At 41.1% G+C, this 23309-nt stretch carries 21 protein-coding genes and 2 pseudogenes; 19 read left to right on the plus strand and 4 right to left on the minus strand.

What is annotated here, in order from left to right:
* The first annotated feature begins 16 nt into the window (after positions 1–16).
* Positions 17–1840: an arylsulfatase gene (locus RS130_RS13395; protein WP_316026359.1), complete on the plus strand. Its 1824-nt coding sequence runs from the start codon at positions 17–19 to the stop codon at positions 1838–1840.
* 27 nt (positions 1841–1867) lie between these two features.
* Here the strand turns inward: RS130_RS13395 and fdxA are convergent, their stop codons facing one another.
* Positions 1868–2191, minus strand: a complete 324-nt coding sequence (gene fdxA / locus RS130_RS13400) for a ferredoxin FdxA (RefSeq protein WP_316026360.1) — start codon at positions 2189–2191, stop codon at positions 1868–1870.
* A 197-nt stretch (positions 2192–2388) separates the two neighbouring features.
* On the opposite strand from fdxA, the gene RS130_RS13405 reads away from it, so the two are divergent.
* The 6 genes from RS130_RS13405 (at position 2389) to tyrA (ending at position 7984) form a co-directional block, all read left to right on the plus strand.
* Positions 2389–3621, plus strand: a complete 1233-nt coding sequence (locus tag RS130_RS13405) for an NAD(P)/FAD-dependent oxidoreductase (protein WP_346433335.1) — start codon at positions 2389–2391, stop codon at positions 3619–3621.
* 3 nt (positions 3622–3624) lie between these two features.
* Complete coding sequence (locus tag RS130_RS23565; protein WP_346433344.1) at positions 3625–4008, plus strand: FAD-dependent protein; 384 nt, start codon at positions 3625–3627, stop codon at positions 4006–4008.
* Between the two features lie 3 nt (positions 4009–4011).
* Complete coding sequence (gene rlmF, locus RS130_RS13410) at positions 4012–4944, plus strand: 23S rRNA (adenine(1618)-N(6))-methyltransferase RlmF (RefSeq protein ID WP_316026361.1); 933 nt, start codon at positions 4012–4014, stop codon at positions 4942–4944.
* A 23-nt stretch (positions 4945–4967) separates the two neighbouring features.
* Positions 4968–5525 (plus strand): sugar O-acetyltransferase, encoded by a 558-nt coding sequence (locus RS130_RS13415; RefSeq protein WP_316026362.1) that lies wholly within the window; start codon positions 4968–4970, stop codon positions 5523–5525.
* Between the two features lie 217 nt (positions 5526–5742).
* A complete protein-coding gene (locus RS130_RS13420; RefSeq protein WP_316026363.1) occupies positions 5743–6861 on the plus strand; it encodes a 3-deoxy-7-phosphoheptulonate synthase in 1119 nt (372 codons plus the stop codon).
* Entirely contained in the window at positions 6845–7984 is a 1140-nt protein-coding gene (gene tyrA, locus RS130_RS13425) for a bifunctional chorismate mutase/prephenate dehydrogenase (RefSeq protein ID WP_316026364.1), read from the plus strand. Before RS130_RS13420 ends, tyrA begins: the two co-directional genes overlap by 17 nt.
* A gap of 84 nt (positions 7985–8068) precedes the next feature.
* Here the strand turns inward: tyrA and pheA are convergent, their stop codons facing one another.
* The 3 genes from pheA to yciH form a co-directional block, all read right to left on the minus strand.
* Positions 8069–9250, minus strand: coding sequence for a prephenate dehydratase (gene pheA, locus RS130_RS13430; RefSeq protein WP_316026365.1), 1182 nt, complete (start codon positions 9248–9250; stop codon positions 8069–8071).
* 310 nt (positions 9251–9560) lie between these two features.
* Positions 9561–10361 carry a response regulator gene (locus RS130_RS13435; protein ID WP_316026366.1) on the minus strand — a complete coding sequence of 267 codons (801 nt, stop codon included), beginning with the start codon at positions 10359–10361 and terminating at the stop codon, positions 9561–9563.
* A gap of 31 nt (positions 10362–10392) precedes the next feature.
* Positions 10393–10713 (minus strand): stress response translation initiation inhibitor YciH, encoded by a 321-nt coding sequence (gene yciH / locus RS130_RS13440; protein WP_316026367.1) that lies wholly within the window; start codon positions 10711–10713, stop codon positions 10393–10395.
* A 249-nt stretch (positions 10714–10962) separates the two neighbouring features.
* Here yciH and RS130_RS13445 point away from each other — a divergent pair, with 249 nt between their 5' ends.
* From RS130_RS13445 to RS130_RS13500, 12 genes and pseudogenes are all read left to right on the plus strand, one after another.
* Positions 10963–11919 carry a Fe(3+) ABC transporter substrate-binding protein gene (locus RS130_RS13445; RefSeq protein ID WP_316028056.1) on the plus strand — a complete coding sequence of 319 codons (957 nt, stop codon included), beginning with the start codon at positions 10963–10965 and terminating at the stop codon, positions 11917–11919.
* Between the two features lie 37 nt (positions 11920–11956).
* Positions 11957–13587, plus strand: a pseudogene (locus RS130_RS13450) (ABC transporter permease).
* Between the two features lie 27 nt (positions 13588–13614).
* Positions 13615–14655 (plus strand): ABC transporter ATP-binding protein, encoded by a 1041-nt coding sequence (locus tag RS130_RS13455; RefSeq protein WP_316026368.1) that lies wholly within the window; start codon positions 13615–13617, stop codon positions 14653–14655.
* Between the two features lie 53 nt (positions 14656–14708).
* Positions 14709–15152, plus strand: a complete 444-nt coding sequence (locus RS130_RS13460; RefSeq protein WP_316026369.1) for a tellurite resistance TerB family protein — start codon at positions 14709–14711, stop codon at positions 15150–15152.
* A 620-nt stretch (positions 15153–15772) separates the two neighbouring features.
* Complete coding sequence (locus RS130_RS13465; RefSeq protein WP_316026370.1) at positions 15773–16018, plus strand: EF-hand domain-containing protein; 246 nt, start codon at positions 15773–15775, stop codon at positions 16016–16018.
* A 63-nt stretch (positions 16019–16081) separates the two neighbouring features.
* A complete protein-coding gene (locus RS130_RS13470; RefSeq protein WP_316026371.1) occupies positions 16082–17368 on the plus strand; it encodes a sensor histidine kinase in 1287 nt (428 codons plus the stop codon).
* Between the two features lie 115 nt (positions 17369–17483).
* Positions 17484–18053 carry a hypothetical protein gene (locus tag RS130_RS13475; RefSeq protein WP_316026372.1) on the plus strand — a complete coding sequence of 190 codons (570 nt, stop codon included), beginning with the start codon at positions 17484–17486 and terminating at the stop codon, positions 18051–18053.
* A pseudogene (locus tag RS130_RS13480) lies at positions 18050–19392 on the plus strand (sigma 54-interacting transcriptional regulator). The gene RS130_RS13475 and the pseudogene RS130_RS13480 overlap by 4 nt, the downstream one beginning before the upstream one ends.
* Before the next feature lie 99 nt (positions 19393–19491).
* Entirely contained in the window at positions 19492–20277 is a 786-nt protein-coding gene (truA, locus tag RS130_RS13485) for a tRNA pseudouridine(38-40) synthase TruA (protein ID WP_316026373.1), read from the plus strand.
* 163 nt (positions 20278–20440) lie between these two features.
* A complete protein-coding gene (gene accD / locus RS130_RS13490) occupies positions 20441–21289 on the plus strand; it encodes an acetyl-CoA carboxylase, carboxyltransferase subunit beta (RefSeq protein WP_316026374.1) in 849 nt (282 codons plus the stop codon).
* Positions 21268–22575 (plus strand): bifunctional tetrahydrofolate synthase/dihydrofolate synthase, encoded by a 1308-nt coding sequence (folC, locus tag RS130_RS13495; protein ID WP_316028057.1) that lies wholly within the window; start codon positions 21268–21270, stop codon positions 22573–22575. The genes accD and folC overlap by 22 nt, the downstream gene beginning before the upstream one ends.
* A gap of 1 nt (position 22576) precedes the next feature.
* Positions 22577–23224, plus strand: a complete 648-nt coding sequence (locus tag RS130_RS13500) for an SPOR domain-containing protein (RefSeq protein WP_316026375.1) — start codon at positions 22577–22579, stop codon at positions 23222–23224.
* Positions 23225–23309: the final 85 nt, after the last annotated feature.

Here is a 23309-nt window from a genome sequence, read left to right on the forward strand (position 1 = left end):
AAATAGAGAGTAGGTTATGCATAGATTACTATTTTTAATGGGGTTGATGGTGGCTATTGTCGGCTGTTCATCAGAGCAAGGAACGAGTAAAAAGACGCCTAGTAAAACAGCACCGTCATCACAAAAACCAAACATTGTTTTTGTTATTTCTGATGACCAAGGCTATGGTGATCTCGGCATAAATGGGAATCCAATCCTAAAGACCAAAAATATTGATGTCTTGGCTAGAGAATCCGTTAACCTAAACGATTACCATGTGGCACCGACGTGTTCGCCCACCCGAGCGGCTTTATTAACCGGACATTGGACTAATAGAACTGGTGTTTGGCACACTATAATGGGCCGTTCAATGTTGCGTGAAAATGAAACAACCATAGCTGATATATTAAAAGACAACGGTTATCAAACTGCTATGTTTGGTAAATGGCATTTAGGCGACAATTACCCTTATCGTCCCATGGATAGAGGATTTGAGTTTGCCTACTATCACGGAGGTGGTGGTGTGGGCCAAACACCAGATTATTGGAATAACGCCTATTTTGACGGTAGTTATTTTCGCAATGGTGTGGCGGAAGAAGCACAAGGATTTGTGACTGACGTATTTTTTCAACAAGCAATTGATTATATAGATAAAGCCAAAAATAATGAGCGGCCTTTCTTTGCATATATTAGTACGAACGCTCCTCATGGCCCTATGCATGCACCAGAAGAGTACGCAGCTAAATATGCCAATAAAGGGCTAACTGTTGCACAACAACATTTCTTCGGCATGATCCATAATATTGATGATAACGTGCTGAAACTTAGAAACTACCTAAAAGAAAACAACCTAGCGGACAATACTATTTTTGTTTTTACTACTGATAATGGCACCTCAGCCGGAGACAAAATATATAATGCAGGGATGCGAGGCAAAAAAGGCAGTGCCTACGATGGCGGTCATAGAGTTCCATTCTTCTTACACTGGCCAAACGGAGGTTTTACAGAACAACGAAAAGTCGACACTATCACTTCATACGTTGACATAGTACCTACACTGTTAGATTTGACAGGCTCAAACAAACCGCTTGATGTAGAGTTTGATGGCAAATCAATTTTGCCATTAATGAAAGGGAATACTGAAAACTGGTCTGATCGCATTTTGATCACCGATTCTCAACGAGTGCTTAATCCAATTAAGTGGCGTCAAAGCTCGGTTATGACAGACCAATGGCGTTTGATAGACGGTAAGATGTTATACGACATGTACCAAGATCCTGGGCAAGAAACTGATGTAGCGGCTGCGCATCCGGAGGTGGTTGCTCGTTTAACTCATTTTTATGAAAATTGGTGGACCGAACTAGCGCCAACATTTGGCGAACCCACTGCTATATACTTAGGTGCAGACGAAGCTAATCCCGTGGATCTAACTTCTCATGACTGGCTAGGCGACAACAAAAAGGTACCTTGGGACCAAAAGTTTGTACGCCAACAACAAGCTGAAGACGATGGGGTGCATAAAGGTTATTGGTGGGTGAATATCGTGAAATCGGGTAAATACAATATTGAACTGAGACGTTGGCCTGAAGAAGCTGACGCCGCCATTCACCAAGATTTAGCGCCAGGTGCCGATGTGCCCGGCGAAAAAGCGGTTAGGGCTCATAAAGGAATAGGCTTTAAAGCCGTGTTAGGCAAACTTAAAATAGGCCAGACTGAAAAAACAACAGAAGTCACAGCAACCGATAAAGTTATTAGTTTTGATGTAGAACTGCAAAAAGGGAAAGGAAAACTGCAGGCGAGTTTTGTTGATCAACAGCAAAATGAACTGGGTGCCTATTATGTAAAAGTGACGCGTTTATAAGCATTATCCACCGTGTTCATGAGAAAATTACTTTTCTAACATCGGAAGTTTGTTGTCAATACCAAGCCATTCGTCAGCATCTGCTGGCGCTGGTTTTAGTTCGGTAATATTGGGCCAGATTTCGGCTAGATCGGCATTGATCTTAAGGTAGTGTTTTTGTTGCTCGGGTAATTCCGTATCTTGAAAAATAGCTTCGGCCGGACATTCGGGGACGCACAACGCACAATCAATGCATACATCTGGATTAATCACTAAAAAGTTTTCACCTTCGTGAAAAGCGTCCACAGGGCATACGGGCACACAGTCAGTGAATTTACATTTAATACAGTTGTCGGCTACTACAAAGGTCATGGGGAATTGAATTGTTCTGCGCTGTTTTATTTATCAGCGATCATAAAGTAGCGGTTTTAAAAGGCAAGGAATACCGATCAATTCAGCCCAAGAGTTTTAATTTTGATTGATTGGCAAACAGCCTCAACAAATTGTTACAATAGTCAGCTACCTTGTCGAATAATTATCGACCTAGCCACAGACCTACTGGAACATTTATGTTACGCCTTACAGAAATCAAATTACCGTTAAATCATGACGAGCAAGCGTTACCCGCAGCTATTTTGCAAAAGCTGGGTATCTCAGTCGAGCAATTGCTGTCTTTCAATGTGTTTAAACGGGCTTACGATGCTCGCAATAAATCCGATATTCTATTGATTTACACTTTGGATGTTGCTGTTACAGATCAACAGGTTTTACTTGACTCTTTTCAGGCCGATCCTCATGTACGTGAAGCTCCCGATATGACGTATCAATTTGTCACTCATGCTCCTAAGGGGTTGACCTCTCGTCCTGTGGTGGTTGGTTTTGGCCCTTGTGGTTTGTTCGCTGCCCTTATTTTGGCACAAATGGGCTTTAGACCCATAGTGCTGGAACGAGGAAAAGCGGTAAGAGAGCGTACAAAAGACACCTTTGGTTTCTGGCGGAAACAGCCGCTAAATACTGAATCAAACGTGCAGTTTGGAGAAGGAGGCGCGGGTACTTTCTCGGATGGAAAACTGTATAGCCAGATTAAAGATCGCAAGCACTATGGTCGCAAAGTACTCAATGAGTTTGTCGCAGCGGGTGCACCAGAAGAAATTTTATATGTCAGCAAACCCCATATTGGTACATTTAAACTGGTCAATATGGTTGAAAAAATGCGTGCTGAAATAATAGAGTTGGGTGGAGAAATTCGTTTTAGCACACGGGTCGATAAGCTCGACATTGAAGACAATCAGCTAAAAGGGTTACACCTTTCTAACAATGAATATCTACCTTCAGAACATGTTATTTTAGCCGTTGGCCACAGTGCCCGCGATACCTTTGAAATGTTACATGATATGGGCGTTTATGTAGAAGCTAAGCCATTTTCGATTGGCTTTCGTATTGAACACGAACAATCAATGATTGACGAGTGTCGATTCGGTCCTAATGCGGGTAATCCAATATTAGGTGCGGCTGATTATAAGTTGGTTCACCATTGCAAAAATGGTCGTTCGGTATACAGTTTTTGCATGTGCCCTGGAGGCACCGTAGTGGCCGCGACTTCAGAAGAAGGCCGGGTTGTCACTAATGGAATGAGTCAATACTCTCGTCATGAGCGAAATGCGAACAGCGCTATTGTCGTTGGCATTACTCCCGAACAAGACTATCCTGGACATCCACTAGCTGGGATTGCATTGCAGCGTAATTTAGAGGAATTAGCCTTTACTGCGGGGGCGAAAATTATCATGCCCCCGCACAATTGATTGGTGATTTTTTACAAGGCAAGTCAAGTGAAGCACTGGGTGACGTTAAGCCATCCTATACGCCAGGCTGTGACGCTAACTGATTTGGCTAAAGTGATGCCCTCATTTGTGGTTGATGCGATTCGTGAAGCAATTCCGGCCTTTGATCGGCAAATAAAAGGCTTTGCTAAAAAAGAAGGTTTATTAACGGGGGTTGAAACGCGTACCTCTTCACCCATTTGCATCAAACGAGGCAAAGATTTTCAAAGTGTCAATATTAAAGGTCTTTATCCAGCTGGTGAAGGAGCTGGGTATGCTGGAGGTATTTGGTCAGCGGGCATAGATGGTATTAAAGTTGCCGAGGCACTGGCCCTTGATATCACAGAAAAATTGCAGCCCAAAGATTAGTCTATGACCAAGGTAGATAAAGGCTTGGGATTACACCCCAGAAATATACACAAGCATGGTTATCCGTTAGAACAACTGGTGGCAACTTACCCAATATTGAAGCCCCATATTGTGAGCAAGCCTGACAATAGCAAAACTATAAATTTTGCAGACGCTAACGCGGTGAAAGCGTTAAATGCGGCACTGTTGGCCCATTATTATCAGGTACCTCTCTGGGATATTCCTACAGGATACTTATGCCCTCCAATACCGGGAAGAGTCGATTATGTGCATCATATTGCCGATTTATTGACCCTCGACAATCAAGGACAGTTACCTAAAGGTAAACAAGTAAAAGGTATTGATATTGGAACAGGTGCTAATCTTGTGTATCCGATTTTAGCCAGTCGCAGCTATGGCTGGAGCATGCTAGGTACGGATATTGACCCAAGGTCGGTTCAGTCGGCACAACAAATTATTGATGGCAACGCGTCATTAAGAGGTCATATCAAATTACGCCTTCAACAAAACTCTGCAGATATTTTTAGTGGCATCATTGCGCCCACAGAAAAATTTGATTTTTCAATGTGTAACCCGCCGTTCCATCGTTCGGCTGCAGACGCGCAAGCCGGCTCGCAACGTAAAACTAGAAACTTAGCCAGGCATGCTCAAAAAAGGCGCTCCACATTAATCAACAAGAATAACAATGGATTGAATTTTGCGGGCCAGTCAAATGAGTTGTGGTGCTCTGGCGGTGAGTTAGCCTTTATTCAGCGAATGATTACTCAAAGTGTCGAATATTCTCAGCAAGTCAGATGGTTTACGTCTTTGGTTGCAAATAAAAAACACATTGCACCGCTGAGCCAATCTCTTAAGTATGTGAACGTTGCTGAGAGTAAAATTGTTGATATGGCGCAAGGTCAAAAAGTCAGTCGATTTATTGCTTGGCGGTTTTAATGACGAATAACAAAGAGTGATGTATGACAACACCTAGTGAAAAAGAAAAGATGTTGAGTGGCAGCGAGTACTTCCCTAGTTGCAAGATGCTTCAGCAGGAGCGAGCAACAGCAAAACGTTTGTGCCAGCAATTTAATCGACACGATGTTGATGATAGAAAAGGCAGCAGAAAAATACTTGCATCCCTAGTAGGGACTTATGCCGGGGCTTGGATAGAGCCTGACTTCTATTGTGATTATGGATATAACATTCATTTAGGAAAGAACTTTTACGCTAATCATGGTTTGGTTATTTTGGATACCGCTACCGTGACATTTGGTGATGATGTAATGCTAGGGCCAGGTGTACTGATTTCTACCGCCAGCCACCCGTTAGATCCAGTAAAACGTCGTAAGGGGGTAGAAACAGCTTTACCCATTACAATAGGTAACAATGTGTGGATAGGGATGGGCGCTAAGATTTTAGATGGTGTGATTATTGGCGATAATGCAGTGGTGGCGGCAGGAGCGGTAGTCACTAAAAATGTTGAGGTAAATACGGTTGTAGCTGGTGTGCCTGCGAAGCGTATTAAATCCCTTTAATAGTGCATTTATTGTTCACAATTGTGCATAAAAAGAATAATAGCTTGTTGTGAATACTAGTTTCTGGTAAAAAGTCAATATCATTTGGTGAATTAAATAACTTCACGCTGTACAAATAACTTTACAGTCGGTTCAAGAGTCGAAAATGCACACGTATTGAGTCAGGACAACCCCAGACTCGGTAGCACATTTATTATATTTATAAAGAGTTAAAGCGATGTTACGGGATAGCATAAACAACATTAATATTTCTTCAGAGCAAATATTAGTCACACCAAAAGCATTAAAAACAGAATTACCAGTAAGTGATGAATCACTCAAAATTATTCAGGGCTCACGTCAAGTGATTAGCAATATTTTGCATCGAAAAGATCATCGTCTGTTAGTGATCACCGGCCCTTGTTCAATTCATGATGTGGAAGCGGCTAAGGAGTACGCCCTAAAATTAAAAGCCTTACAACAAAGCTGTAAAGACACATTATATATTGTCATGCGTGTTTATTTTGAAAAGCCACGTACCACAGTGGGCTGGAAAGGGTTGATTAATGATCCCGATTTAAATGACACTTTTAACATCGAAGCCGGTTTGCGAAAAGCCCGTGAGTTACTTATCTGGTTAGCAGAATTGGAATTACCTGTGGCGACGGAAGCCTTAGATCCTATTAGTCCTCAATACTTGGCTGAGCTGTTTAGCTGGTCCGCGATTGGCGCTCGTACCTCTGAGTCACAGACTCACCGAGAAATGGCGAGCGGTTTGTCTATGCCAGTAGGGTTCAAGAATGGTACCGACGGTGGTTTAGGTATCGCTATAAATGCATTGCAGTCGGCCGCATCTGGGCATAGTTTCATGGGGATCAATGGCGAAGGGCAGGTGAGTGTGATCCAAACTCAAGGTAACCCAGATGGGCATATCATTTTACGTGGTGGTAAAAAGCCAAACTATGATTCTGTATGTGTTGCCGATTGTGAAGTTGAATTAGAGCAGAACAAGTTGAGCGCGGGTTTAGTTGTGGATTGTAGTCATGCTAACTCAAGTAAAGATTATCGCAGACAACCTTTGGTGGCTAAAAATGTGGTTAATCAGATTTTAGAAGGTAACCAATCTATTATCGGTATCATGCTTGAAAGTCATTTAAATGAAGGTAATCAAAGCAGTACGGGTAAAAAACTGTCTGAGTTAAGCTATGGCGTATCTATAACTGATGGCTGTATCAATTGGCAATCCACAGAACAGTTAATTAACGACATGCGTGAAAAGCTCACAGCTGTGTTACCTTTACGTTTAAAAAGTTTAACGACTCAAAAAAATAGGAAATATTATGTCAATCTCTCCTAGCGACCTTGCTCAACTAAGACAACAAATAGATGGAATTGACAGTGAGTTGGTTAGGTTGCTGGCGAAACGTGCAGAAATTACCACTAAAGTTGGGGAATATAAAAGCCAAGTTGGTTTGCCCATTTATGTACCTGAACGAGAAGCTGAGCTTATCTCCAAACGACGTGATGAAGCAGAAAGTTATGGGGTTTCACCTGTTTTAGTTGAGGATTTGTTACGTAGGATCATGCGAGAGTCTTACCACACCCAGAATGTTAGTTACTTATGCACTAACCCTGCTATTAAAAAAATAGTCGTAGTGGGTGGGGCGGGGGCCTTAGGCCGTGTTTTTGTTGATATGTTTAGGCGCAGTAAATATCCGGTAACCTTGCTTGAAAAAGACGACTGGCAGCAGGCAGATGAAATTTTGCAAGATGCTGGATTAGTGTTGGTTGCCGTGCCAATAAAACTGACTGAAACGGTAATCGCCCGTTTAAACAACTTGCCTGCAGATTGTATTTTAGCAGACATAACCAGCACTAAAGAAAAGCAGTTATCAGCCATGTTAAAGGCCCATAAAGGTCCTGTTTTAGGCTTGCATCCAATGTTTGGTCCAGATGTTTCTAGTTTGGTCAAACAGGTAGTGGTGGTGTGCCATGGCAGACAGACAGAAGAATACCAGTGGTTGTTAGAACAGTTACGTATTTGGGGAGGGATATTGCAAGAGTGCGATGCCAAAGAGCATGATGATGCCATGGTCTTTATCCAGGTTATGCGGCATTTTTGTAGTTTCGTGTTTGGCTCCCATTTGGCCGGTGAAAACCCCAATCTACAGCAACTTATTACCTTAAGTTCACCAATTTATCGTCTTGAATTAGCCATGGTTGGTCGACTCTTTGCTCAAGACCCGACTTTGTACGCTGATATTATTTTTGATAATAAAGACAGCGTTGCCCGGTTAAGATCATTCAATAGTAAATTTTCAGAAGCGCTTAAATTCGTCGAGAACGATGATAAGGCTCAGTTTATTAAAGAGTTCTTAAAGGTGGGTAGTTGGTTTGGGGATTACGCAAAACAATGTTTGTTAAATAGTAAGAAATTACTGCTTAAAGCAGACGATGATCGTTCATTGAGTGGCGACTAATACGTTCTTCACGTCACATCGAACAAAAGTCACATTAAACAAAAAAGAGCCGGCATGTTAGTCGGCTCTTTTTTGCATCTTAGGTTAATCTGCCAAAGCGCTCACTGCTGCCACTTTTGTTGGGTTAATCTCTTCAATTGGATAACAACCTAGTACTTTGAACGTTCTCGCCATTGCGGTTAATGTTTCTAGCGCGTTTTGCATTGGCCCATCTTGGACATTGCCTTCTACATCGATATAGAACATTTCTTCCCAAGGATTACCGGTAATGGGACGAGACTCTAATTTAGTCATATTGATATTGTTGTCTCGTAAAACCATTAGTGCATCAACCAGCGCTCCGGCTTTTTGTACTGTTGACATAACCAAGGTGGTTTTTGCTGGTACTTGCAAAGGTACATTAACAGCTTGTTTCGCTACCACAAAGAAGCGGCTATGGTTTTCTTTTTGGTTGGCCAAATTTGACTTGATCCCATGCAAGCCATACAAATTCCCACCCGATTCGCTTCCGATTGCGGCAATAGTGTCAGAATCTTGTTCGGCGACTTTGATCATGGCTGCCGAAGAACTTTCACAAGGGATCACTTCAACATTGCCTAGTTCTGCTAGAAAGTGACTGCATTGGGCAAATACTTGTGGGTGCGCATACAGCGTTTTTATTTTGCTGATATCGGTATTTTTGTGGACTAACAAAGTATGTTGGATAGGGTGAGTTAATTCGCCAACAACAGATAGATGGGTGAGCTGTAATTGATCGTATACCTCGTTAATACTGCCCGAAGAAGTATTTTCAATGGGCAACACTGCGTAATCAGCTTCATCATTTTCTACTTTTTTTATGATTTCACTAAAGCTCTGGCAACCAATTTCGAGTAATTCACCCGCTCGTCGGCTAAAGTACTTCTGTGCGGCTAAATAACTGTAAGTCCCCTTGTTTCCTAAAAATGCCACTCTATTGACAGATAGGGACGTCTCTGGATTGGCTCTTGCCGCTAACATTGCTTGTTGATTTAAAACAGAGTCTTCAAGAATGACATGGAATAATTGAGTGACATATTGAGCGTCCAAATTGTGCTTTTTGCCCTGCTTAATTAAGCGTATTAAAAGTTGTTCTTCACGTTTTTGATCTCGAACTGGAATTGAATTTTTAATTTTAGTTTCAGCCACTTGATTGGTTAACTGCTGCCTTTCGGCCAATAATTCAAGTAACTGACTATCTAGTTCGGTTATTCGTACGCGTATTTGTTCTAATTCTGTTGATGACATTTGGCTCACTTAATGGATTGAAAACACTTTTTATGAAGGTTTAGAAATTGTTAGTTTATCCCTGTCAATTTTGAAACTACCGTAATGTAAACGGCATTCATTGACCCTAAATACTATTGATCGCTAGGGGCGCATGAGCTCATGTATTTTGCGCCACTATCCCCTGACAATAAGTTTGACTAAAGGAACAAGTTTGGGCGTGATAAAATAAACTGACGGTACAAGCAATCTATAAATTCATAGCTTATAAGTCAATTACTTAGCTAAGTTCAATTGGCTATTAATAATAGCTAGCGAGACTGTATTGGGACTACTGATCTAACAGTGAGACCAAGATCCTTTTGACTTCATCGACTTCGAAAGGTTTATCACACAATGCGTTCACCCCAGTTTGATGAATGTTAGCCATGTGCAGGCTTGATGTTGATTCACTGGTAACCATAATGATGGGAATATGCGCGGTATCGGGGTTAAAACGTATAAATTCAGAAAGTTCTCGCCCATCCATTTCTGGCATATTGTAGTCGGTTACGACTAAATCAAAGGTATTGTCTTTGAGTATGGTCAATGCTTGTGCACCATTTTCTGCTTCTAGAATTTGTTCTAATCCTAGGCCTGTCAACACTCTATGAATATGGTTTCTGGCCAATTTACTGTCATCAACTAATAACACCCGTACGCTCTTCACATCAAAAAATGCTAAATCAAGTTCGTCAGTATTGATAAGTGCAAGAGATGCATTTAATGCTTTTGACAAGCTCTGAGCACAGAAGGGCTTAGGTAATATGGCTGCCACACCAGCTTGCTTGAATTCTTCCAATTTCTCGCTTCTACACTCACTAGAAATCAGCATAAAAGGAATGGAAGCTAAGGTATTATCACTTTTTATCTGCTTAATAATATCTATGCCAGTGCCATCTTCGAAATACATCGCACTGACGATTAAATCGGCCCCATGTTTAGCAATAAGCTCAACAGCTGACTGCACATTATTAACCGCTTCAACCTGCAATACGTTAGCTTGTTCAAGTTGTTTGATGATGATTTTTCGTTGTGTATCAGAGGGCTCTACTAACACAATATTAATGTCTGATAACGTGATATGCTGCATTTTTGACTCCTGACCGACGACTTAGGAACGTTTATCCACCTGCAAGTTTTACAGTATGCCCCATTTGTTCAAGCGTGGCTTTTATTTTATCCCTATTGTCGCCTTGTATTTCGATCACTCCGTCTTTTACCGCTCCACCAGTACCACACATTTTTTTCAGTTTAGTACACAATTGCTTCAGCTCGTCCTCAGCTATTATTAACCCTGAAACCGTGGTTACACCTTTTCCTTTGCGCCCTTTCGTTTCTCGCCTGATCCTGACGATGCCATCTCCCTTGGGAATTGCTTTGTTTTTCTGCTGACTTTCTATTCGGCCAGTTTGGGTACTGTAAACGAGTCTGTTGTCGTTCATAATAAAATTAATCTTTAAACTCTGTTGTTGGTATCAATATTCTATTAAAAAAACAGTACGCTTTATACAGCGACTGATCAATTAAAATGGCAAACAATGAATACTTTTATTGAGAATAATTCTCAGTTGAAATACCATTAATGCTTATTAAACTCAATATTGAATTTTTAGGATTGCCCTTTGAAAAATATTATCCAATCAAGTTTGTTGTCTAGTGTGTTATTCAGCGCTTTTTTCGCTTCTGTTGCGATGGCCGATCAGGTCAATGTGTACTCAGCTCGTAAAGAAGCTTTAATCAAACCTTTATTAGACAAGTTCACTAAGCAAACGGGCATTTCAGTTAATTTAGTAACGGGTAAAGCGGATAACTTAATTACTCGGCTAAAAAGCGAAGGCAAATATAGCCCCGCAGATTTGTTAATTACCACTGATGTAGGACGTTTATATCGAGCCAAAGAGCAAAATTTAACCCAAGCTATAGCCGCTTCAAATAGCATTAAGTCGGTGCCTGAAAATTTTCGAGATAAAGCGAGTCATTGGGTTGGGTTGTCGTTAAGAGCACGGCCGATTATGGTGTCGCCTGAGAGAGTGGATGTAAAGACCTTGACGACATTAGAAGATTTGACTAATCCAAGTTGGAAAGGAAAAATCTGCATTCGTAGTTCCAGTAATATTTACAATCAATCTATGGTTGCTTCGTTAATTGCCCAACTGGGCGAAACTCATACTCAAGAATGGTTAGATGGTTTTGTGAAGAACTTTGCACGACCTCCACAAGGTGGTGACAGAGACCAAATTAAGGCGGTAGCGGCCGGGCAATGTGATATTGCTATCGCTAATACATATTATTTGGCAGGTATGTTGACCTCTGATGATGAAGAGCAAGTGGCACAGGCCAAACAAGTGAAAGTGGTTTGGCCAAATCAAAACGATAGAGGAGCGCATGTCAATATTTCAGGGGTCGCGATGGCAAAAAACGCGCCTAATAAAAACGCAGCTAGTCAGCTAATTGATTTTTTATTGACGCAAGAATCACAGCAATGGTACGCCAATACTAATCATGAATACCCAGTATTGGGTGACGTATCGTGGAGTGAAATATTGCAGTCCTTCGGGAAATTTAAGGCTGAACAAGTAGCCTTAAGCCAATTAGGCGAATTAAATGGCAAAGCGGTACAATTGATGGATCGCGCTGGGTGGAAGTAAACACTATTTGTAATGGATCTAACTTTGAGTCAATTACATGATACGCAGTCGTTGGCTCAATCCTTGGTTTATAGGTATTTGCTTTAGTTGTTGTATTTTAGTTGCACCAATTACCCTCATTTTTACCAGCCTAGGTTTTCCTCAAACTGAAATTTGGCAGCATTTATACCAAACGGTGTTAGCGGATTATGTGACTAATTCGCTGTTATTAGCATTTGGAGTAGGCCTTTTAGTGGTGCTGATTGGCACTCCGCTAGCGTGGTGTATTGCGCGCTTCGATTTTGTTGGTCGAAAGCAAATACAGTGGCTAATATTGCTACCTATGGCCATGCCAGCTTACATTATTGCCTATTCATATACTGGATTGTTGGATTTTGCTGGTCCTTTGCAAAGCCATTTAAGAACGGCATTTGGTTGGCAATATGGTGATTACTATTTTCCTGAAATTCGCTCATTGTCCGGCGCTATTTTGATGTTGGCTTTGGTGCTTTATCCTTATGTGTATATGTTAGCCAAAACAGCGTTTTCGGCAGTACCTGCAAGTGTGGAAGAGGTGGCAAAAAGTCTTGGCGTATCGCCTAAAAGGTACCTGTTTAAAATCGTATTGCCCTTAGCTCGCCCTGCTATTTTGATGGGTACAGCCCTAGCAATGATGGAAGCGTTTGCTGATTACGGTACAGTGCAGTATTTTGGCATTAGCACCTTCACAACGGGGATATTTAGGACATGGTTTGGATTGGGTAATGGCATGGCAGCCGCCCAATTAGCGGCAATGTTAACCAGTTTTGTCGTATTGTTATTGCTTCTGGAGTTTTTATCCCGTCGCAAAATTAAGTACTATTTTCAAGGTCAAAAATTGCATGCTATGCCTAGACAAAAGCTATGTGGCGGCCAATCTATTGTCGCGGCTCTAGTCTGTTTGCTACCTGTATTGTTTGGGTTTGTTATTCCTGTGGTTCAATTGGTTGGCTGGGCGGTTGATTCATTTGCTAAACAATTTAATCAAGACTTCTTGCAATTGATTTGGAATAGTTTTTATTTGGCATTTGTAGCCGCGGTTGCCGCTGTGATGTTGGCGCTTCTTTTTTCTTATGGAAAGCGATTAAATCAGTTTAGGCCTATTCACATTTTGGTAAGTATCGTTAACCTTGGGTATGCCGTGCCAGGGACTGTTATCGCTATTGGCGTATTATTAATGCTAAGTTGGGTAGACGTACAACTAAATAATGTGACCGAAACATGGTTTGATGTGAGCGTAGGGTTAATTTTCTCAGGGACTTTGTTTGCGTTGATACTAGTTTATTGCATTCGTTTTTTGGCCGTGGCCATGCATAATATTGATACTGGTATGGCTCGGATTAAACCTAGTTTAGATGATGCAGCAAAGTCGCTGGGTCATTATCCCTTGGCCATCTTGAAACGTATCCATGTACCGCTACTAAAACTAGCGTTGCCAGTGCGTTATTATTGGTTTTTGTCGACGTATTAAAAGAATTGCCCGCGACATTAATTCTTCGCCCTTTTAACTTTAATACCTTGGCAGTCAAAACATTTGAATTGGCCTCTGATGAGCGGTTATTAGAAGCTTCGTTACCTGCTTTGGCTATTGTGTTAGTGGGAATCATTCCGGTTGTTTTATTAACTCGATTAACAGATACATCTAGTTAAACTTCCATCACCAAAAATAAGGACTTTATGTTACGTCTTAACCATGTTTGTGTGGCTTACCAAAATAAAACGGTAGTAACAGACGTCAGCTTTGCATTAAAAGCGGGGCAAATTGGTTGTTTGTTAGGACCGTCAGGTTGTGGCAAAACGTCTTTGTTGCGCGTGATTGCTGGGTTTGAAAAAAGCTCAGCAGGTGAAGTAGCCATTCGCGATGAAGTTGTATGTGATCGCGCTACTTTTGTTAGTCCACAAAAACGCAAAGTGGCGGTTGTGTTTCAAGATTATGCACTGTTTCCGCATTTAACGGTGGCGCAGAATATTGCTTTTGGCATACACAAACAGTCGAAAAAAGCGCAAAAAAAGCGGGTTGCTGAATTGTTAAGTTTGGTGGGACTAACAGGGTTCGAACAACGTTATCCCCACCAATTGTCGGGCGGTCAACAACAACGTGTTGCTTTGGTACGAGCGATGGCTGACAGCCCAGAACTATTGTTGTTAGACGAGCCTTTTTCGAGTTTAGATAGTGAACTTCGTGAAGGACTCGCTCGTGAATTAAGAGCTATTTTAAAATATGCCAATGCGACCGCTTTGATGGTGACTCACGATCAAGCTGAGGCATTTGCTATGGCGGATGTGATTGGGGTTGTTAATCAAGGGCGATTGTTACAATGGGCAAGTGCTTATGCATTGTATCATAGGCCGGCGGATAGGTTTGTCGCCAACTTTATAGGTGATGGCGTGTTTATGCGGGCTAGAGTGAATAACAATATGCAATTGGTCAGTCATTTAGGGGTTTTTCCGATTGATGCGTCTTTTGGCTTTAATGAAGGTGATGAAGTCGAGTTTCTTGTTCGTCCTGATGACATTGTGCACGATGACAATGCAGCTAATCATGCTCAAGTGATGAACCGATCGTTTCAAGGTGCCCATATGTTGTACGAACTAGCACTACAAGATAGTGCTCAGCAGAGGGTGTTGTGTTTGGCGCCAAGTCACCATGATCATAAAATAGGTGAGAATATTGGGATCAGGTTAGATCTTGAACATATGATTGTATTTTCTGTCTAATGCCACATATTAAATATTTGGTCAGTCGCGATACAATTAAATAGGTGGAATAAATGATTGCCAGTATTCAAAATTGGTTTAAAGAGCAGTTGAAAATAGAAGAACATCATCCCGGGCATACCTTAGAATTGGCCACCGCGGTGCTGTTTTATGAAGTGATGCGGGCCGATAATAAGTTTGAAAATAGCGAGCAAGTGATGTTTCGGCAGCGGTTGGAAAAGCACTTTTCACTTAGCCCTGAACAACTCGACATATTATGTTCAAATACGCAGGAATATGCGGAAAATGCTGTCGACTACCAACAGTTTACACGAGTATTGAATCATACTTACAATGGGCAGCAGAAAGTGCAGATCCTTGATTCATTATGGACCATTGCTTTTTCAGATAAAGTACTGAGTCCGAGTGAAGAATACACCATCCGCAAAATAGCTGATTTATTGTACATTCCTCATACACAATTCATTCAAAGTAAGCTATCAAATAATCTCGAATAGAGTAGGTGTATGCCTTTAGGTACAGTCTAGCCTTCTGATCGTATGGGTTAACCTGAACTCGGGAGAAGTTGGGCCTCTTGATAACGCTCTTTTTGCTTCTATCGGCGTTAGGGTTGCTAGTTATCGCCCGCTAATACGTACTAAAAATCGCCTTGCTATACACCAAAAATCTCGTTACCGAGTAACATTTAGGCGAGGTTAAGTATAGCAGGAGCATATTTTTAAGTGTTTGAATTGTCTGTAAATTTCTATTTCAGATGACGCTCATTATCCTAGTTCAGCTTGACTACATTTATTGTAGATAATGACTGTCTTTCATTGGCTACGTAATGCCAAGCTTTCCAACGGTGATTAACAAGCTATTATCTTGTTTTGTTTCTATGTTATTGAATTTAAATGATAAATAATAGTTGGCACGAAGGATGTAATGGAGCCTTTTGTAATCACATTTACTTGGGTGGTTCTCAAGTTAATACATGGATGGAATGTGGTGAAGGAAGTGTTTCACTGGGATAGCGACAATGGCGTTTGTTGGCATAGTGAAACTTTCCTTGTTCAGTATGCTCATTTGAACACTAGGCAAGGAAGCCGTTTTTAATTTTATGAAAAGGGAAATGTGGATGACAACTTCTAGCATTGCGATAACAGCCATTTTGACAGCGTTTACTAGTTTTTCTAGTCTAGCCGGGGATGATGAAGCATTAATCGATAAGTTTGACCTTGACCAAGATGGTCAAATAAGCATAAAGGAAGCGGTGGCTGAGCCTCAACTATTGGCTGCTTTTGGCAAAATTGATACCGATGGGAATGGTGTTATTACCAAACAAGAGTTAAGCAAAAGTGGTTTTAGACTAATTAGATTTTGAGGTTTAGGCTATTCCACAACAGTGGTAAGCTATTGACTGTAAACTATTTATGATGGAAGTGTTATGCAGTTAAATTCTTTACGACAACTGACTTTTGTTAGCTTTGTCGTAGTGCTTGTACCCTTAGCTGCACTAGTAGGCTATAGCCAATATACTTTGACCAATATCGCCGAAGTTACCTCAAGCGAAGCAGAAAAATCAATCGCTGTTATTAGAACGCTAAATAAAATGGAGCGTTTAGCGTTTGATATAGAAAGGTTAGTCAGGCAATTTACAATCGTTAACAAGCCGACCTTAATGAATTTGATTGCTGAAAACACTAAGCGATTTTCGTCGCAACAACGTGTTATCTGTCAACTGCTAAGTGATCAGCAAAACTGTACAAATTTGACCAGCAGAATAGGCTGGATCAAGCAAGTTACGCCTCAAGTGGACCCTCTATTATTAAATGCTCAGTTGGCCGATTTCTCGCAAAATTTGAATGAGGTTAGTGTGCAAGTGCATGGGTATTTAGATACGCACGTGCAGAAACAGCAAAGTTATGTTCGTTCAGTGCAACAAAATCAATTTTGGTTGACAGGCTTATTGTTGTCTACATCAATTCTGTTGATTTTATTTGGTGCTAGGACGATTTTGAAACCCATAGAAAAAATAGAGCAAGTGATTGGGGCCATCGCTAGGCAGGCGAGTTCTCTACCTATTATTTCCAGCTCTGGGCCTAAAGAGCTGATAGTAGTTGAGCATCAACTGCACAATTTAGCGTCTCGGTTGACGCAACTAGAAAAGCTAAGAACGGCGTTACTACGCCACGCTTCTCACGAATTAAAGACTCCATTGGCAAGTATTAAGGAAGGGTGTTCTTTGCTAACCGAACAAGTTGTTGGCCCCTTGAATGTTGAACAAAAAGAAGTGATGTCATTGTTGAACAGCAGTACCGATAGACTCAATCAACTCATTGTTCAGTTATTGGATTACAACTTATTGTTGCAGCAAGCCAACCCTAAATGGGAATTAGTTGATACTAAGCGTTTGTTTGCTGAGTTTGTTACAGAAAATAGCTTAGCGCTAAAGCAACATGACCATAAACTGGACATGAAGATAGAGGTACAATCCATTCTTACTGATGTACAATTATATCGTCGGATCCTCGATAATCTGATGTCTAATGCTATTGCTCACGGTATTAAAGGACGACCTATTACTATTCATTTATATCAATTAGATAATACGTATGTGTTAGATTTTGCGAATCGTGGGCAAAAGATCCCTGAGCAACAAAGGGATACCCTATTCCAACCTTTTTATCGGGGGAAGGGAAGCGAAATGATAGAGTCATCGGCACTGGACTAGGTCTTTCAATTGTTGCAGATTGTGCACGTATGATGATGGGGACAGCGAAAATCGAGGATGTGGATTATGCTGATATCTGCATTCGAGTAGTGCTGCCAATTAAAGAAGCGAGTTTATGAAAATAAGAGTTTTTTTATCTTTATTATTACCTATATTGTCTGGTTGTGAATTACTCCCAAAGGCCGAAACCGAAAAAGTAAATGAGGGGCCAGTGGTCCCAATCACACAAAAACTATGCTTGTGGGCGATAGAATTTCAGAATGACTGCCAGGTGGAGTATTGGCTTAAATTTTGGGCGAATATCGAAACGTTATCGTGGAAACAAAGAAAGCAAAAAATTGATGCGCTATCGGATAGTGATGTTGATGTGCTGAAAAAAATCATATTGAGTCAAGGCAAAGGTACGCCATATCAAGATCGTTTGAGGGCACAAATGTGGTCTAAATCTATTACCCCTAAATTAAGTAAAGATATGCGTCAGTTTCTACAAACTGCGCTTTTTCAACCAAGCTTAGAAATCTTACAACTCGAATCAGCGTTGGTGACGGTAAATAAAATTAACAGTGAAAACGAGAACATTATTAAGCAACAAAAAGAACAAATTAATAAACAAAATAATCAAATTGACCAGTTATTGAATATCGAAACCTCGATTATGAGCAATGGTCAAAGGAATGGTGAATGAAGCAAATAAGTACAACTAAACCGACCGTCTTATTGGTAGATGATGATGTAAGCCTACTGAGGTTAATGACCATAAGATTAAAAGGAGAGGGATATCAAGTACACAGTGCCGAGGGTGGCAAAGAAGCGCTTAAATTACTGACTACACGCAATTTTGATCTCGTATTGAGTGATCTGCGTATGCTCAGGTTTAGATGGGTTAAGCTTATTTGAAGAAATTATGGCGCTGAAAAGAGACGTGCCTGTTATTTTAATGACTGCTCATGGCACCATTCAAGATGCTGTTGAAGCAACGCAAAGAGGTATTTTTGGTTTTTTAACTAAGCCTGTTGATCATGAAGAGCTTAGACAATTAATGACAAAAGCGGTGGCCCAAAGTCAAGGTAATCGAAGCCCTAAATGGTGTGAGAATATAATCACTCAGTCGGTACAGATGGAGCAATTACTGGACCAAGCCTATCGTGTAGCGCAACGAGATGTCAGTGTGCTAATTAGCGGAGCAAGCGGTACGGGTAAAGAGCTGTTTGCTAGTGCTATTCATAAAGCCAGTAAGCGAGCCGACAAACCTTTTGTGGCCATTAATTGTGGCGCGTTACCAGAAAATTTACTTGAATCAGAGTTGTTTGGGCATAGTAAGGGGGCGTTTACCGGCGCGGTACATGAACATCAAGGTTTGTTTAGAGAAGCGGATGGTGGCACCTTATTCTTAGATGAAATCGGAGATATGCCCGTTCCTTTGCAAGTTAAACTACTAAGGGCGATTCAAGAACAAACTATTCGACCAGTTGGCAGCAGTAAACAAATTACAGTGAACGTGCGCTTAGTGTCAGCAACCCACAAAGATCTCAACAAAGAAATGCAAGAGGGTAACTTTAGAGAAGATCTATATTACCGATTAAATGTAGTTAATTTAACGCTACCTACGTTGCGTGAACGTTCTGAAGATATTCCCTTGCTAGCTCGGCACTTATTGGCAAATAGCGGGCTAAAGCATGATGTTAAGGTAAGTCGTTTTTCAGATGATGCAATGCAACTACTTACCACTTGTTTATGGCCTTAGCAATGTACGGCAGTTAGTGAATGTTGTTGAACAATGTGTGGCACTAACCCAAACCCCAGTTATTGCTGCTCACTTAGTGGAACAAGCACTATCTGCATCGGAACAAAAGTGGCCAACATTAACCGAAGCTAGAGATGCATTTGAACATCAATATTTACTGAAACTATTAAAAATGACTGATGGAAATGTGACGCGTGCTGCCGAACTTGCTGGCCGAAATAGAACAGATATGCATAAGTTGATGAAAAAGCACGATTTACATTCTACTGACTTTAAGTAAAAGTTAAGTGAAACTGGGAGTCGTTAAGTTGTAAAAATCACTTTTAATTGCTGAAAACTTGCTTACAATACGGCAAATTTTATGGGGTAAAAGTGTGACATGCGATTGGCTTTAGGTATTGAATATGATGGTGCTAGCTATCATGGCTGGCAGCGTCAGCAGTCGGTGGCGAGTGTGCAGCAACATGTTGAAGAGGCTCTTTCAGAAATAGCCAACTCGCCAATTAAAGTGGTATGCGCTGGTAGAACCGATGCAGGGGTGCATGCAACCTGTCAAGTTGTTCACTTTGATACAGATTGCGTTCGACCTGATCGCGCTTGGTCAATTGGCCTTAACCGATTTTTGCCGGATTCAATTGCGGTTAAGTGGGTGGCTGAAGTGAATGAACAGTTCCATGCTAGGTTTTCGGCAACCGCTAGGCGTTATCGTTACATCATATACAATAATCGATTGCGCAATAGTATTTTGGCCAAAGGCGCAACTCACGTACATATCGATTTAGATCATGAGTTAATGCACGAGGCCGCGCAATACTTAGTGGGAAAACATGATTTTAGTGCATTTAGAGCGGTTAATTGTCAGGCAAATACGCCTGTCAGAGATCTACAAAAAATCAGTGTTACCCGACTTTCAGACTTTATTGTAATCGATGTACAGGCTAATGCATTTTTGCATCATATGGTTCGCAATATTACCGGGTCTTTACTTGTCATTGGCAATAAGCAACAAAAACCAGAATGGATGCAAAGTTTGTTATTAGGTAAAGATCGAACGAAAGCAGCGGCAACAGCTAAGCCACATGGATTATATTTGGTTCATGTTACTTACCCTGAACAATTTTTGTTACCAAGTCATCCATTAGGCCCCTTATTTTTGCCAAATTGAGACTTCTAAGACCAGTTTTATTTTCGTGTTTAGGCAGTGAATGTGCTTTAATAGCGCTTGATTAGCCACTGAGCTTTCGGCGATAAACCTAAAAATAGGGTCGTCGTTAAAAATTGCTAGTTTGTGCTCATTTGTCAGTGCAAACTAAATTATAGGATTTGTTATGAGTTGGATTGAAAAAATACTACCACGCACTAAGTCAGCTGCAAAAAGTAATGTACCTGAAGGCATTTGGACTAAGTGTACAGAATGTGCCGCGGTATTGTATAAATCAGAATTAGAAAAGCAGCTTGGCGTCTGCCCCAAGTGCGATCATCACATGCGTATCAGTGCGCGTGTTAGGGTTAATCACTTTTTAGATCAAGGTGATCGTGAAGAGTTAGGGGCGGAGTTAGAGCCACAAGATTTGCTTAAGTTTAAAGATTCTAAAAAATATAAAGATAGGATCAGTGCAGCGCAAAAAGCAACTAATGAAAAAGATGCACTAATTGTATTAAAAGGCAAACTGAAAGGTATGCCAGTAGCCGTAGCCGCATTTGAGTTTTCGTTTATGGGCGGTTCAATGGCGTCTGTAGTGGGAGCTCGATTTGTTAAAGCTGTTGAAGCATGTTTAGAGCATAACATGCCGTTGATTTGTTTTTCTACAAGCGGCGGAGCTAGGATGCAAGAAGCGCTGATGTCTCTAATGCAAATGGCAAAAACCAGTGCCGCATTAGCGAAAATGAGCGAGAAAGGGTTGCCTTATATTTCGGTACTAACTGATCCAACTATGGGCGGTGTTTCTGCTAGCTTAGCAATGTTAGGAGACATTAATGTGGCTGAGCCTAAAGCCTTAATTGGTTTTGCGGGCCCAAGAGTAATCGAGCAAACTGTACGTGAGACCTTACCAGAAGGCTTCCAACGTAGTGAGTTTTTGTTAGAAAAGGGGGCGATTGATGTGATTGTTGATCGTCGCGAAATGCGTGACAAACTCTACAGTTTATTGTCTAAATTACACCATCAACATCATTAAGTGATGCCGCACTTCTCTCTACCCAAGCTTCTGATAAAGAAGCTTGGGATCTTCAGCAATGGCTTATTTATTTAAACGAAATCCATCCTAGTAATATTGAATTGGGACTTGAACGTGTTTCTACTGTTTTTAATAAATTAGCGTTAAATTATGCCGACAAAACGGTTGTTACTGTTGCTGGCACGAATGGCAAAGGCACAACATCAGCGTTGATTGAACAAGGGTTATTGGTTGCCCATAAGTCTGTAGGGGTTTTTAGTTCGCCCCATTTAATCGACTATCGAGAACGAGTTAGGATCAATGGAGCAATGTTGCCAGAGTCTGCTCATTGCTCAGCGTTTTTAAAAGTAGATCAGGCGCGTGGAGATGTTTTATTAACTTACTTTGAATTTGGCACTTTGGCGGCTCTGCAGTTAATGTTTGATGCTGGGGTTGATTACTGGTTGTTGGAAGTCGGGCTCGGTGGGCGTTTAGATGCGGTTAATATAGTTGATCCAGATATCGCGGTGATAACCTCAATAGATTTAGATCATCAAGATTGGTTAGGCCACACCAAAGAGTTAATCGCAAAAGAAAAAGCGGGTATTTTTCGGTCTAACATTCCAGCGGTTATCGGTGAACCTGAGCCTCCACAGTCTCTTAAGCAAGCGGTGGTTGATTATCAGGTGGATGCTAGATGGCAAGGCGTTAATTTTAGTTATTGGGTTGATGAACAAGGTTACCATTGGCAAGGTGAACAGCGTAAGTTCAGTGGTTTACCTGTTCCCTTTATCCCTTTGCAAAATGTATCAACCGCACTTGAAGTCATTGAACTTTTAGCTCTTGAGTTAACTGCTGAGTCCCTTAAAGCTGTTATTCAACAGACTAAATTAGTGGGACGCAGACAGATTATTCAAGATAAGCCTATGATTATGTTAGATGTGGCACATAATCCACAAGCCACGCGTTTACTCGCTGCTGACTTAAGGCAAGAGAACTGCAAACGTATTCTAGCGGTTGTGGGAATGTTAGCCGACAAAGATATTGAACAAACATTAAAACCAATGCAGGATATTGTCGATGATTGGTTTTGCGCAGACTTAGATGTACCTAGAGGGGCAAAAGCCAGCGTGCTACTTAGTGCATTGCAACAATCCACCGTTACCTATCGCAATGTACAGCAAGCCTTTTTGGCGGCGATTAAAGAAGCAAGGCCTGAAGATTGCGTCATTGTGTTTGGGTCTTTTTTTACTATTGCCGATATATTAAATTATACGTCCAATCATTTGATATCTGAGGAATTATAGATTGTCACCAGCACTAAAAAATCGATTAGTAGGGACTATCATTGTTGTTGCCATTGCAGTGATTTTTTTACCTGACTTATTGGACGGAAAGAAAGAAACTAAAAGAGCGCTTTTTGTTGATCTTCCTATTAAGCCTAGAATGAAAGTAGTAGAAGCGCCTAGTGATTTTGATACGAGTAGTATTCAATCAACTGCTTCGCGAAAAATCGAAATTGTCTCCGAGCAAGCTGTTGACGATCCCAAGGAGCCCGAAGCAACGACGGATGCTGTTCAGGTGGTGGATGTCGAGATTCCAGACGAACACGCCGAAGAATTACTTATTGACGACAAAAAAATTGAAGACAAACCGGTTAGCACTTTAGCTCAGCAAACGGTCGTAGAACAAAATCAAGATAAACTAGCCATGAATTCTGGGTGGGTGGTACAACTTGGTAGTTTTCGTCATCAAAAAAATGTCAGTGATTTGTTAGCTAAATTAGAAGAAAGTGGCTATCGGGCTTTCAGCAGACCAGTGAAAACAAGTTCTGGAAATTTAACTAAAGTGTTTGTTGGTCCTGATTTAGACAAGAAAAAGTTAACCAATGCTATATCGCATTTAAAGGAACTCACCCAGCTTCAAGGTAAGGTTACTCCCTTTACTGTTAGATAATTCTATGCGGATAAAGTAGCGAAATATGTAGGATTTTCCTTACGTGTTTTGTTAGAATGCGCGCGATTATAATTGTTTGGCGCTA

The sequence above is a fragment of the Paraglaciecola aquimarina genome, from assembly GCF_032464635.1.
GTDB classification, from domain to species: domain Bacteria; phylum Pseudomonadota; class Gammaproteobacteria; order Enterobacterales; family Alteromonadaceae; genus Paraglaciecola; species Paraglaciecola aquimarina.